The following is a 12,358-nucleotide window of genomic DNA, read 5'->3' as shown; positions in this document are numbered from 1 at the left end:
ACTACTTGCGTCGGCCAAACGGCCAGCGTCTCATTTTGTCGATTTGATCGACCGATCTCCTCATGTCCTTGTAAGCACGCCCGGCCAACCTGTTTTGGAATACCTCCATTTTAACGGCAATGGCTTTCATCTTCGGGCCGTGTCCGGTGTTGTGCAGCCACTGCCCCAAAAAATAGAAGGCCAGCATCACAATGAACATCACTGCGAAGAAACCAAATACCTCCGCAAGGTTTTGAGGTGGAAAGCTAAACTCCATAATCAGTAATCCTTATCTAGTTAGGCCATGCGACCCTTTTTAACAAAACTGGCAACCTCTTCGTTGCGCTCCTGCTGGCGTTCCTGGGCATACGACACGTAGTCCTCAACGTCGAAGGTGTGCTTTTCCGGGTCGCGCTCTTGCCATTCTGCGTGTGCTTGGCGGGCTTCTTCCTGGTCCTCACTGGACAGGCCATCAAAGCCGCCGGTTTGATTCATCCAGCCAGTGCCGACGCCGCCTAAGCTATCGCTGTCAAATGCAGGGGAAGCGTCGTCAGTCGCCCTCCTTGTCGTCGTCATCCCCGTCATCTTTCGTACTATTTCGGATCGAGCTAGCTAAACGACCTCCAGCAGTGCGGCCAATTCGATCCCCGGCCATATCACTCATTCCCTTCATCAAATTCGCACCGGTATCCGCTGCAATACGACCCGCTTTTACAGCGCTGCCTTTAAAGCCGCCGCCAGAAGATTCGCCACCGCTAGAGGATTGGCCAGAGGCTTGGGAAAAGGAGCCAGCTTCATCCGAATCGCCGCCACCGCTAAATGCTTCGCCCAGGCTCGACATAACGTCAGTATTGTTCGCTACGTTCTCACCTGCTTTTGCAAATGCAGCCTGAATAGCAGACGCACCGCCGGCGGTAGCCATTGCTGCACCGGCAGCCATACCACCAGTGGCAACAGCCGCTCCGGCCATCGCTCCGGCACTGATACTGCCTGCACCTGCCGCTGCGCCGCCTCCAGGAACCAGGCTGGCGACCACATTGGGAACCGAGTGAATGAGCATCACGAGAACCAGTGAAACGACAAAGATCACCAGCAGTTCACGCATAGGGGCATCATTGGATAGATCGGCATAGAAACCGTCCATGATCGACATGGCAATGCCAATGAGCAACGTCATTGTCATCAACTTCAAAGCAACGCCCAATACGCTTTTGAAGTAGTTGATTGCTATATCTGAAGTCCAGCGCGAACCACCAAAACCCAGCACGAAGACACCGGCATAGATCAATATCCAAGCCGTCACCAAGGCCAACAACACATTGGCCGCCACTACCGCCATACATGCCAAAATTGCCAGCGTGATTAAGAAGATAGACAAGTTATCTATCGGGCTTGTGATGCTGTAGGACTCACCAGCTTTCACAATAATGTCGAACGCAATACTAATAGGCTCTGACGGGGTTAGGTCTCTCGGAAGGCCACCGGCTTGAGCACCGATCATTCTCAACGAGTCGATGATTGACGTCGCAAAGTCTGGACCGTTTCTGAGCAACCAGAGAAAGAAACCAAACGTCAGGATGAAGCGCACGAACTCAGCAAAGAACTCCCTTATATCCGCTTGTTTAAGGATTAAGGTCCCGCCAGTCCACACAAGGGATATAGTACCCAGCGTCCAGAACAGCCAGGCGGCATAGTTTGTAATTACCGTGCCCCAAGTAGCACTGGCCGTCATGAAACGCACTGCCACTTCATCCAAGACACCATTAGGCTCAATGGCCGCTGACGCAGTTTGTGAAGTCAGTACAACTGCCAGGAGCATCACAAGTCGAATGAATATCTTGCTCATGATTAGAACCCCTTGTTCTTGGAGCGATCCGTGGGTTCGCCCATATCCCAAAGACAGTTCCCTTCTTCCCTCTGCTCTTTCGTCAGGTTCGGGTTGTCACAGTTGATCGTTGCAGGCTTTGGCCCGTCATCTTCACCGCACCCCACCAGAACAAAAGAGGCCAACGCGCTAACGATAAAAACTCGGGTGATATTCTTCATGATTAAAACCCCCTGTTTTCTGAACGGTCGGTTGGCTCGCCCATATCAAACAACCTTTCACGGGACGCTTGATATTGAGCTTCGCGGTCAGCATCCGCCTGCATTCGAGTGCCAACGGCATTCTGCTGGGCAATCAACAGGCTTCGGATTTGCAGGAGCTGGTTGGCCTGGTTGCTAGCGAGCTGGTTAGCGTAACCAATGGCGGCCAGTTGGCCGTCCGCGCCCTGGGCGGCAGATTGCAGACGCTGGAGCTGTCGAGCGTCGGCCTGCAAGTTGTCTTGCTGCTGCTCTAGGCCCTTAAACAGCGCGTCGTTGGCCTTCTTCTGCGATTCAGACGCCAGGCGGCGGTTCTCGGCCATAGCGGCCCGTTCGGCATCGCTGCATCCCGCCGACGAGAAACAAGGCGAGCTGCGGTAATAGGCCACGTCCTGGAACTTGCCTAGGTAAGCATCGAGGCTACCAAGCTGGTTTTGGTAATAGGCGAGTGTGTTGGTCGCCTGGTTCAGATCGTTGATGGTGCGCTGCGCCTGGTCCCAAATATGAGCCGCCGGGGCCATTGTGTTTTGCAGTTGGTTTTCATACTGCTGGAGTTGGGTTTGGTATTCCTGAATCTGCTTGAGTGTCTGCGCTACGGCTTCCATCGCGGACATGATGTTCTGCGATAGGTTGGTGCCATCAACTACTGGAATACCGGCGTAAACGGGCTGCAAGGTGCAGGTCGTCATAGCGATAGCCAGAGCAATTTTAGCGGCTAAATTTTTTCTTTTAACTTTTTGCATACGTTGATCTCCATTACCAATGAATGCTTTATCGTGCCTTTCAATGCATAACGTATAAGCTCAATAATTGGACATAAAAGTTGACATGGAGATATTTAAGCCAATAACTCCTACGGCGGTAGCCGGTAGCCTCGCAGAGCAGGATTCCCCGTTGAGCGCCCCGGCGCGAATAAGGGAAAGTGAAGATAGTTAATTGGCTCCGCCGATTAGCTAACTTCACCTATCCTGCCCGCCATTCAGCGTTGTTTACGCCAAGGAAAGTGTTGCTGCGAAAATCTGTTTTTTTGTGCAAACCATATAAAATCGCTTGTTCACCTTCTTGCTAGAACAGAAGCACAAAATAAAAGCGCAATATCAGGCAATTACTACGCTAACGCGGTGGATTACACAGCCAAAAAACACAGCAATACACAGCTTTGCCAATTCAGGAGGAGTTTCGCCCCTCAAGTGTCAATGAAACGTGCGAGCGTTAGGAATACACCCGATGTAAAACCCTGTATTACAATGACTTTCAAACATTCCAGACACTCTTGACGGCCTTTTCTTTGACAGTTTCAGATTGGTATCGGTTGGGTCATACGGTCAGGAAGGATCGCTACCAACACTCAGTGCGTGTCGAGCCGCTAGCGCCCAACTTCGGACAGCTTTTCGGGCACAACGTCAGTGCGGATAGGAAATGTAGTGTTGTAGTATGTTGTATGGTGCTACTACATACTACAACCTACAAACCGCACACATTTTCAGCCTACTACCGGCGTAAGTGGCTATTCATCTTGATGTATGGAATACGGCTTCCTGAGCCGCCCAAAGAGGCGCTTCAGGCATCGCCCCCCCGCTACCCCTAGTCGGCCTCTGAACGACGCTCCTGGGGCTTACAAGGCGGCTTTGGTCGTCCTTCGGACGGATTGAACGCCAAGAAAAGGTGATATCCCTTGGCGAGGAAGCAGAATCGGCCACCCTCTTGGCGTTAAAACATCGGCCGGAGGCCGATTGAGTTGGCAAGGCATGAACGCGCCATTCAGGCGCGGGCCATGCCGCGTATGATGGATATTCTTTGGAATATCTTGGATCGATTTCCAAAACAGGCCGGAAAGCCTTGCCCTGCAAGCGTTTGCGCGATTGAAGAGGATACCGTTATGCCGGGGATGGGATACTGTTATGCCGGGGGGCGGGTACTATTATGCCGGGGATGGGTGCTGTCACGCCGGGGGTTGGCTTGGTTGGCCCCTGGCCGCCTAATCTCCCATTTCCCCTTGGCGTATTCATGTACAGTCCAGCCCACTGAAATAAGTTCAGCCAACGCTTTCCGGGCCGTCTGACGGCGCTTTTTCAAGGTGTTGGGGTTCTTCGTTTCGTCCGGCCAGACGTAGTTGCAAAGGGTATTCAGTTCTACCCGTCCAGATTTACCGGCATCAATCCAGCCCGATAATCGCTGATGTATTAATCGAGCAGGATCGGTCTGTAACGCTCGAACCTCAGTCATGTCGAGCCGAGTATGTGGACGTTCTCCCATTACAGCCTCTGCTAATCGAGGGTTTAGGCTGACAAACAGTTTACCTTCCCGGTCGTCGCTGACGTAATCGGACAAGATGCGGAAACCCTGACGCTGCCCGTTACGCTCCACAATGACCGATACTGCCCATAGGCGCTCGATGCTATCGCGGATAGTTTTGAACTGGCTGCCTCCATCGTCGGCATACCCAAGTTCTCGGGCCAGTTGTCGAAAGCTGCCCTTGGCAACCATTGTATCCTTCTCAACCGCGTCCCACTTCAGGTCTAGTAAGAGACGCAATTGCTGCCCAACTTCTGACTCTGTTTCGTTTCGCAGTACAATCCCGCGTCCCCCATCACCAGAAATTGCGGCCATAGCCACAAGCCCTTGTAGGATGCGAAGATCATCAACACCTAGAGGCTCAGGCCCCCAGAAACGTATCGAATCCTCGCCATGGGTATAGGTTACGTCCAGCTTGAGCCGCTTTCGCTCTCCACGCTTCAGACTACGGAACAAGCCAGGAGCCAGGCAGTGAGCTGGATCATGTCGAACATGGGTAAGATCAAAGCTCATCACGTGACCTCACCTTAGATTTCTTGAATGGCAGCACGCCATTGGCTACGCGCTGCCTCTCCAGCACGGCAGGTTTGAGCACACCGCCCTCGTGACGCCGGAACCAACGCTCTGCGAAAGGAGAGCCATAATTCGCCTTGCTCACGCCATAGCGAACGAAGTACCCACGCTGACTATCATCAACACCCCATTCCTCAGCCTCGGTTTGCGTCATGCCAGACAGGTACGATTGCCAGCGAATGTTATCGACCAGAACAGACGACCCACGGCTGGCCTGTTGCTGGTCACCCGCACCAATCATGGCGGCGCTCTTACTGGCATGGTGCAAATATACGATAGAGCACCCTGTATCGGCGGCGATGGCTTCCATACGTCCGATCACTTGCGCCATAGGACCGCTAACGTTTTCATCTTCGATGTGGAAACGACGTAAGGTATCCAGGATCATAAGGCGGCGACCCGCAGCCGCTCGCTTAAGGCCATCGAACCAATCGAGACACATAATGTTGGGGCACCTTCCTATCAGCGGCTCAATCAGCAAGCCTTCAGCAACAGCTTGCCGCTGCTCGGCGGTGAGATGCGCTCCAAGCGCATGTAATCGGTGATGGATAGCAGCGGGAGGATCTTCTGCAGGAAGATAGATAACTGGCCCAACAGGAAATTCTCCGACTTCCAGCAAGTCTGGGCCTCCAGCGATCTGCGTGGCAAGCTGTAAGGCCAGCATGGATTTTCCGGCACCACCTGGTGAAACCAAGGCCCCTACCGTACCGGAAACCATGTTAGGTAAAACATAATCAAGAGGCGGCGGCGTTTCCGAAAAGGCCGCCATAAGATCAAGGGCCATAATGTTAGGCCCCTATGGTGTTGCCAGGCCGAGTAGCCTGGTTTCCTGAAGACTTACGCTCCTCAATCCACTGCTCTACTTCCGACAGGTCCCACGCGACGTTTCTGCTGGTAAGTGCAATTCGGCGAGGGAACTCACCCCGCTTCTCCAAGTTATAAATTGTCCGTGAGGAGAGCGGAATCATCTCCAATAGCACTTTTCGATTGATCAGTGTCTTGTTTGCCATTGCTTGCATACTTGTGCCTCCACTTACTTATGAAAGCTCTATGGTGCCCAGCAATGCCACTTGATTAAGCCTATAAATTGGATAAAATGGTTGACATGGAAAGTGAAGAGCAAGCAAAGAAGCGACTTGGCAATTACTATATAGCTATCTGGAATGGTTGTGATCCAGATATTGCCAGCGCCATCCGCCAGTTCCGAGATAGCTGGAAACCATATTCCGCAGCATCCCGGCGCTACCCCATTCATCGGCTAATACATGAGCTGATAGACCCTGCTGTAACCGCATACAGGGAAACACTCCCGCCTGACTACCTGGTACACATGCCAGGTTCAACAGAGGTATCTTTCAGCGAGATGGCTCAGCTGGTCGGGTTTGATGCAGCGGTCCGCCTACAACGCCACCTGCTAAGAGCGTTCATAAAAACAAAAGACCAACAGACCAAGACAGATCAAAGGTTTATCGCAACACATGAATCACTGATTGAATTAGTTCAGGACTGTGCATGCAAGCAACCGGTAAAGTCTTCAATGCGATGCATCAACGGAACATCTAGAGGGCTAAATGACAAGCGCCGCCACAGCTTTTGTCGTTTCTGTGGTTCTCCGACTACGCTAACATCATTCTCGGATAACAAATCCCAATTGCGTGGTAGCAATGACGTTCTACGTCTAAGCAACTTGTACTGCACAAATCACCAACCAAAATTACCAAATGGAGCTTGGAATCCTTTATATAAGCAGGCAACACGCTCTATCGCGCAGTTTGACATTGAATTAGAAAGAATAAACAAACAATGCGCCAATCGCTCTAGACCTTTAATGTCTGGCGATACACTGGTCGATCAATACTTCCTTTACTTGATGCTAGGCAAAACTTTACAACCAGCAGACAAGGCCGAATTACGCAATCTAGCCCGAAGGATGGTGGACTCTAAGCTATCAGATACCAAGAAAAAAATGCTGGTACTCAAGCGAGACGGATTTAACCAGACAGAAATCGGAAAGCAAATACTGAACGCCAAGCAGCAGCCAATGACACGCCAAGCCGTGTCTAAAGCGTTGGCGTCAGTTCGAAAGGAGTTCCTGCTAGGAACCTAAGAACCTAGAAAGCTATCAAGAGAAATTTTAGCCGCTAAAATGCGGGGCTTGAAACCGACTCCATTACCATACCCGACTTACGACACCAAATTACTAATGCTAAACAGGTAAACCAACAACATCAAAATCAGGTTTTCATGCTGCTAGTCGATATCCCGAGGAAAGAACTGCGGAAAATCCCGTTGAAGTTTGGCAGTAAGCTCATGATCTGGAAAACGCTCAATCGCCCTTCTCCAAATATCCAAAGCCTCGACTATGCTCCCTCTATTCCAATAGACACCACCTAGATTGAACATCGCCAAGTCGTATTCTGGATCAAGATTTAACGCTTTCTCATAGGATTTAATAGCTTGCTCTGATTGGCCAAGGTCACCGTACGCTGCACCAAGCTGAAACCAGCTCATTGCATCAGGCTGGATATGCTCTGCCTGTTCAAGCAGGATCGGCAAACTATCTTCAAACCTTCCAAGAAAGTTAAGAGCGGTTCCTAGACAGTATCCGTAGTGCCCTCCTGCGAGATCGTAGGCCATCCGAAAACAGCGCTCCGCTTCTAGCCAGTTGCCCTCATCCTGTGCCCAGTGTCCAAGGCGATCCCACAAAAACGCGGCTTCTTCCGTATTATCAATGTGCTTTATATGCCTAACAAACTTATCCAGAAACTCCATGTAGGTTTGGCCTATATCTTGGCCTTCCGCCCGTAAATATAAGGTAGCCAATAACATCTCGCGACGACCTCCAGATGTATCAGGATGAGCGTCTACATAGCGATGCCAGAACCCTTGCGCCTGACGCGCATTTTCAGCCGTAGCCCGACCGAAACTAGCTACTAGCCGCGCAAAAAACGGCCAAACCCATGGCTCGCGGTCGGCCTGGGCAAGAACATTGTTAATTTCGCGGAACGCAGCAATCCCCTCACCCATGTTGAAAAGAACGTTAGCTCGCCAACCCGCAACTCCAGCTGCTTTAGCATATATAGGATCTGTGAAGACGGCCTGATCCAGATGCTCAAGAGCGCTCTTCCACTCGCCCTTACGCACGTAGAATTGGGCTAAGGCATAATGGGCTTCAGGAAGGAGAGGATTCATTCGCAAGGCTTCACGATAGTGGTTAACTGCTCGCACCTCATCTCCGAGCCGCTCAAAGCTCGTCCCGAGATTCTTATGGCCTTGGGATGCCAGACTTGACGAATTTGCGAATGCAGGTTCGAGCAACGCTGCCTTATAAGCCTCTGTGGCGCAATCCTCCCGGCCGAGCGCCGAGTAGGCATTACCGATTGTGTAATGCAGGCTTCCCTGCTCGTAGCGCCCACTACTAAGCTGCCTCTTAAAATGGATCACTGCTGCTTCGATCCGATCAGGAAACCGGCTTCTCTCAGACATGCCCAAGTTAATTTCTGACATATAAGCGCAGCCCATGGCATCGTCTTCTGGTCCAAGCACGGCCATGAATCGGTCAAAGGCGGCACTAATTTCCTCATCAGCATCTTGGTCATATAAGTGTTCCAAGAGTTGTCGAGCTGAGTCTGGATCATCAGGAACATGAACTTCCGGTACAGCTCGGCGAAGGAGACCAATCAAATCTCCTGGTGCTGCCCGGGACTGTTCGACGCGACGATTACGTGCCGCTCGAGTTGCAGAACTGGACAATTCAGCAAGTCGGCCCAACCGCTCTGTCGTCAGATCTTCCGTGAAGTTAACTGTAAGTGATTGCTGCTGGGTCCAGTTCTTTCCAGCATGCTCATATTTACGGAGAACGGTCTCAGCGAGGCAGATGCGTAGCGTCGCCGTTGGGACGTGGTAGGCAGCATAAAAACTATGCGGATGCATCAGTAGATAATTCAGGTTTGTGCGACTAATTTCAACGCTTAGAGAGCCGTCCGCATTCAGTGCACGCTCAGTGCCCTTAAGCTGAACGTGAATCCTAATGTTGGTGGCTCTCCCATCCTCGACAACTTCGATCTCGCAGTCTGTACCATAGTCCTTTCGGTCAGCACGCTGAAGGATAAAAAGACCACTCTCTGTTAGGCATTTCTGAAATGCCGTCTCTGCCTTCTCCTCCGTGACATGATTGGAGGCTCGCTCTGGAAGGTCATCAAAGCATTCCATATCGTCAGCCATTTCTGTTTATTGTCCTCAATGAGGTAAAAATTCCATGCTGTAAGTTGCCAATTACCTTCGACAATATATTTTAAGCATGTGCCCGAATACCTATGCGTTTAGCTAAATGGGTCCGCAAGCATCTTTAGCAGTCCATTCGTCAATCATATCAGCCCAGTCCTGCAACATAGATGTACGCTGATCACGATACTCGGCTTTGTTATATATCGCCCTCACACCTTTTTGCTCATGTGCCAGGCATTTCTCTATCCAATCGGTGTTGTAACCGGCTTCATGGAGCAAGGTACTGGCTGTTCGTCTCAGGTCGTGCGGGCCGAATTTGGCAAGCGGTTGCCCCTCTTTCTGAGCCAGCTTGTAAGTCATCGTCATTACCCGGTTCAGCGTGGCACTACTCATAGGGACGTCAGAATCGTAGCGTGACGGCAGAACATACTCCGATCCTCCGGAGAACGTCTTCAAAGCGATGAGGATGTCCATGGCCTGCCTGGATAGAAACACCAGGTGAGGGTTTCGCCGCTTCATCCGTTCTTTGGGGATCGTCCAGAGCGCTTCGCTGAAGTTGATCTCACTCCAAGTGGTATTCGTCAGCTCGCTTTTACGCACCATCGTCAACAACAGTAGCTTTACCGCTGCCCGGATCGATGGTGATGTACCAATACGCCCCATGTACTGGTACATGATCCTGATTTCTTCGGGCGTCAGGGTTCGATCTCTCGGCTCAAACCTGGCAATGCTTGCGGGCCTCACCAGGTCTGCCGGGTTCTCAACCTTCTGGCCTCGCTCAGTCGCCCAGCGGTATACCTGGAGTACAATCTCACGCGCATGAACCGCCGTAGCAGGTGCACCGCGCTCTACGATGGCGTCGGTTAATGCTCGCAAGTCCTCGTGGGTGATTTCGGTCAGCTTCTGATTGCCGAATTTCGTTTCTAGCTCTCTCGTATAAACCGAGCGGCGCATATCACGGGTAGAATCGGCCATCTGATAGCCACGTAGCCACTTTTCCGCCCAGGCACCAAAGGTTTCAGCCCCTTTAACACGCGCCTTGTCTCGGGCCTTCTCCTTCGCTGGCGACTTTCCATCGGCGACCATCCGCTTGGCTTCACCAAGCCGCTCACGGGCTTCTGCCAGAGTGATACCCCCAACGCCATAGCGGCCAAAGGTGATTGTCTCTTGCCTGCCATTGATCGAGTAGTTGTAACGGAATGAGATAGAACCGGCAGGAGTGACGGCCACGTAGAGGCCATCCCGGTCATTCACTTTGTAGAGTTTATCCCTCGGCTTGAGGTTGCGCAGCTTGGTATCGGTCAGCAAGAGTCTTATCCTTCTTCGATTCCAATACCATGCTGGAAGATCACCCGAAAATCAGGCCATAAAACCAATAAAAACAGTTAGTTAAACAATTTCGATACCATGAACACACAAGATCAAGCAGCATGGTATCGGCTATCACTCATGGCATCATGTCTCGATAATACCACCTTGGATACCACGCTCAAGCGGTGCTTCCCGCTGCCATCAGTTGCCAAACACTGCCAGACATAAATATAAAAAAGCCCATGAAAACATGGGCTTAAGTATCATTTAATGCCAGTTAGTACCAGCTAATGCCTAACGTGTGATCATTCCCACTCAATGGTCGCTGGCGGTTTACCGCTGATGTCATACACCACGCGGGAAATGCCGTTGACTTCATTGATGATACGGTTAGACACGCGGCCTAAGAAATCGTACGGCAGATGCGCCCAGTGCGCGGTCATAAAGTCGATAGTTTCGACAGCACGCAGGGAAACCACCCAGTCGTACTTACGGCCATCACCCATGACGCCGACGGAACGAACCGGTAGAAACACGGTGAATGCCTGGCTTACTTTGTTGTACAGGTCAGCTTTGTGCAGCTCTTCGATGAAGATGGCATCAGCGCGGCGCAGCAGGTCGCAGTACTCTTTCTTCACTTCGCCCAGCACGCGCACGCCAAGGCCTGGTCCCGGGAACGGGTGGCGATACAGCATGTCGTACGGCAGGCCCAGTTCGAGACCAATCTTACGTACTTCATCTTTGAACAGCTCACGCAGCGGTTCAACGAGGCCCATCTTCATCTCTTTCGGCAGGCCACCCACGTTGTGGTGGGATTTAATGACGTGTGCTTTACCGGTTGCAGATGCGGCAGACTCGATGACGTCAGGGTAGATAGTCCCCTGTGCCAGCCACTTCACATCTTCCAGCTTCAGCGCTTCTTCGTCGAACACTTCAACGAACACGCGTCCGATGATTTTACGTTTTGCTTCCGGGTCATTTTCGCCTTTCAGCGCACTCAGGAAACGTTCTTCGCCTTCAACATGAACGATGTTCAGGCCGAAACGATCGCCGAACATGTCCATCACCTGCTGGGCTTCGTTCAGGCGCAGCAGGCCGTTATCAACGAATACGCAGGTCAGGTTTTTACCGATCGCGCGGTGCAGCAGCATCGCGGTGACAGAAGAGTCCACACCACCAGACAGACCGAGGATCACTTTATCGTCGCCAACCTGCTGACGGATGCGCTCGATGGCATCTTCGATAATTTTTGCCGACGTCCACAGCGCTTCACACTGGCAGATCTCAAGCACAAAGCGCTCAAGCATACGCAAACCCTGACGGGTGTGAGTCACTTCCGGGTGGAACTGAACGCCGTAGAAACGCTTCTCTTCGTTAGCCATAATGGCAAACGGGCAGGTTTCGGTGCTGGCAACGGTGACGAAGTCAGACGGGATGGCGGTCACTTTATCGCCGTGGCTCATCCAGACGTCCAGCATAGCCTTGCCATCTGCGCTCAGCGCATCTTCAATGCCGTGGATCAGCGCGCTATCGGTCTGAACTTCAACCTGCGCATAGCCAAATTCGCGCTCATTAGAGGCTTCAACGTGGCCGCCCAGCTGCATCGCCATGGTCTGCATGCCGTAGCACACGCCAAATACCGGTACGCCAGCTTCAAACACATACTGCGGCGCGCGCGGACTGTTATTTTCAGTGGTACTTTCCGGGCCGCCGGAAAGAATAATGCCGTTAGGGTTGAACTCACGAATTTGAGCTTCAGTGACGTCCCATGCCCACAGTTCGCAATAGACACCTAATTCACGAACGCGACGCGCCACCAGTTGGGTGTACTGAGAACCGAAGTCCAGAATAAGAATACGATGTTTATGAATGTTATCCGTCATTGACGATA

12 protein-coding genes are annotated in these 12,358 nt (G+C 51.8%); 1 reads left to right on the top strand and 11 read right to left on the bottom strand.

The window, feature by feature from the left end; all coding sequences use genetic code 11:
- Position 1: 1 nt before the first annotated feature.
- The 8 genes from AC07P6_RS08250 to AC07P6_RS08215 all read right to left on the bottom strand — a co-directional run bounded on the left by AC07P6_RS08250 (position 2) and on the right by AC07P6_RS08215 (position 5,897).
- Positions 2 to 256 (bottom strand): hypothetical protein, encoded by a 255-nt coding sequence (locus AC07P6_RS08250; RefSeq protein ID WP_166707654.1) that lies wholly within the window; start codon positions 254 to 256, stop codon positions 2 to 4.
- Positions 257 to 276: 20 nt separating this feature from the next.
- Entirely contained in the window at positions 277 to 474 is a 198-nt protein-coding gene (locus AC07P6_RS08245) for a hypothetical protein (RefSeq protein WP_001076797.1), read from the bottom strand.
- A gap of 55 nt (positions 475 to 529) precedes the next feature.
- Positions 530 to 1,825 (bottom strand): P-type conjugative transfer protein TrbL, encoded by a 1,296-nt coding sequence (trbL, locus tag AC07P6_RS08240; RefSeq protein ID WP_166707652.1) that lies wholly within the window; start codon positions 1,823 to 1,825, stop codon positions 530 to 532.
- Between the two features lie 2 nt (positions 1,826 to 1,827).
- The gene (locus AC07P6_RS08235; RefSeq protein WP_000790452.1) at positions 1,828 to 2,025 is read right to left on the bottom strand and encodes a hypothetical protein; all 198 of its coding nucleotides are present in this window, start codon (positions 2,023 to 2,025) and stop codon (positions 1,828 to 1,830) included.
- Positions 2,026 to 2,027: 2 nt separating this feature from the next.
- On the bottom strand, positions 2,028 to 2,804 hold the full coding sequence (gene trbJ, locus AC07P6_RS08230; RefSeq protein ID WP_181737362.1) for a P-type conjugative transfer protein TrbJ: 777 nt from the start codon (positions 2,802 to 2,804) through the stop codon (positions 2,028 to 2,030).
- Positions 2,805 to 3,960: 1,156 nt separating this feature from the next.
- Positions 3,961 to 4,869, bottom strand: coding sequence for a replication protein C, IncQ-type (gene repC / locus AC07P6_RS08225; RefSeq protein WP_166708961.1), 909 nt, complete (start codon positions 4,867 to 4,869; stop codon positions 3,961 to 3,963).
- On the bottom strand, positions 4,859 to 5,698 hold the full coding sequence (locus AC07P6_RS08220) for a helicase RepA family protein (RefSeq protein WP_431739769.1): 840 nt from the start codon (positions 5,696 to 5,698) through the stop codon (positions 4,859 to 4,861). The genes repC and AC07P6_RS08220 overlap by 11 nt, the downstream gene beginning before the upstream one ends.
- A gap of 19 nt (positions 5,699 to 5,717) precedes the next feature.
- Positions 5,718 to 5,897, bottom strand: coding sequence for a helix-turn-helix transcriptional regulator (locus tag AC07P6_RS08215; RefSeq protein WP_431739768.1), 180 nt, complete (start codon positions 5,895 to 5,897; stop codon positions 5,718 to 5,720).
- A 128-nt stretch (positions 5,898 to 6,025) separates the two neighbouring features.
- On the opposite strand from AC07P6_RS08215, the gene AC07P6_RS08210 reads away from it, so the two are divergent.
- On the top strand, positions 6,026 to 7,036 hold the full coding sequence (locus AC07P6_RS08210; protein WP_243846771.1) for a LuxR family transcriptional regulator: 1,011 nt from the start codon (positions 6,026 to 6,028) through the stop codon (positions 7,034 to 7,036).
- A 143-nt stretch (positions 7,037 to 7,179) separates the two neighbouring features.
- Here AC07P6_RS08210 and AC07P6_RS08205 read toward each other — a convergent pair whose 3' ends face one another.
- The 3 genes from AC07P6_RS08205 to guaA all read right to left on the bottom strand — a co-directional run bounded on the left by AC07P6_RS08205 (position 7,180) and on the right by guaA (position 12,350).
- Positions 7,180 to 9,153, bottom strand: a complete 1,974-nt coding sequence (locus AC07P6_RS08205) for a tetratricopeptide repeat protein (RefSeq protein ID WP_181737355.1) — start codon at positions 9,151 to 9,153, stop codon at positions 7,180 to 7,182.
- A 102-nt stretch (positions 9,154 to 9,255) separates the two neighbouring features.
- Positions 9,256 to 10,464 carry a tyrosine-type recombinase/integrase gene (locus AC07P6_RS08200; protein ID WP_166707648.1) on the bottom strand — a complete coding sequence of 403 codons (1,209 nt, stop codon included), beginning with the start codon at positions 10,462 to 10,464 and terminating at the stop codon, positions 9,256 to 9,258.
- 308 nt (positions 10,465 to 10,772) lie between these two features.
- A complete protein-coding gene (gene guaA / locus AC07P6_RS08195) occupies positions 10,773 to 12,350 on the bottom strand; it encodes a glutamine-hydrolyzing GMP synthase (protein WP_110272118.1) in 1,578 nt (525 codons plus the stop codon).
- Positions 12,351 to 12,358 lie beyond the last annotated feature (8 nt).

The organism is Klebsiella sp. GFKo11 (genome assembly GCF_056490265.1).
The sequence above is the reverse complement of the archived record's forward strand: the minus strand, read 5'-3'. Positions and strand labels throughout refer to the sequence as shown.

Excerpts from the sequence above, each read along its gene's own strand:
- AC07P6_RS08250 (WP_166707654.1), bottom strand. The coding sequence starts at position 256 with ATGGAGTTTAGCTTTCCACCTCAAAACCTTGCGGAGGTATTTGGTTTC.
- AC07P6_RS08245 (WP_001076797.1), bottom strand. The coding sequence starts at position 474 with ATGAATCAAACCGGCGGCTTTGATGGCCTGTCCAGTGAGGACCAGGAA.
- trbL (WP_166707652.1), bottom strand. The coding sequence starts at position 1,825 with ATGAGCAAGATATTCATTCGACTTGTGATGCTCCTGGCAGTTGTACTG.
- AC07P6_RS08235 (WP_000790452.1), bottom strand. The coding sequence starts at position 2,025 with ATGAAGAATATCACCCGAGTTTTTATCGTTAGCGCGTTGGCCTCTTTT.
- trbJ (WP_181737362.1), bottom strand. The coding sequence starts at position 2,804 with ATGCAAAAAGTTAAAAGAAAAAATTTAGCCGCTAAAATTGCTCTGGCT.
- repC (WP_166708961.1), bottom strand. The coding sequence starts at position 4,869 with ATGAGCTTTGATCTTACCCATGTTCGACATGATCCAGCTCACTGCCTG.
- AC07P6_RS08220 (WP_431739769.1), bottom strand. The coding sequence starts at position 5,698 with ATGGCGGCCTTTTCGGAAACGCCGCCGCCTCTTGATTATGTTTTACCT.
- AC07P6_RS08215 (WP_431739768.1), bottom strand. The coding sequence starts at position 5,897 with ATGATTCCGCTCTCCTCACGGACAATTTATAACTTGGAGAAGCGGGGT.
- AC07P6_RS08210 (WP_243846771.1), top strand. The coding sequence starts at position 6,026 with ATGGTTGACATGGAAAGTGAAGAGCAAGCAAAGAAGCGACTTGGCAAT.
- AC07P6_RS08205 (WP_181737355.1), bottom strand. The coding sequence starts at position 9,153 with ATGGCTGACGATATGGAATGCTTTGATGACCTTCCAGAGCGAGCCTCC.
- guaA (WP_110272118.1), bottom strand. The coding sequence starts at position 12,350 with ATGACGGATAACATTCATAAACATCGTATTCTTATTCTGGACTTCGGT.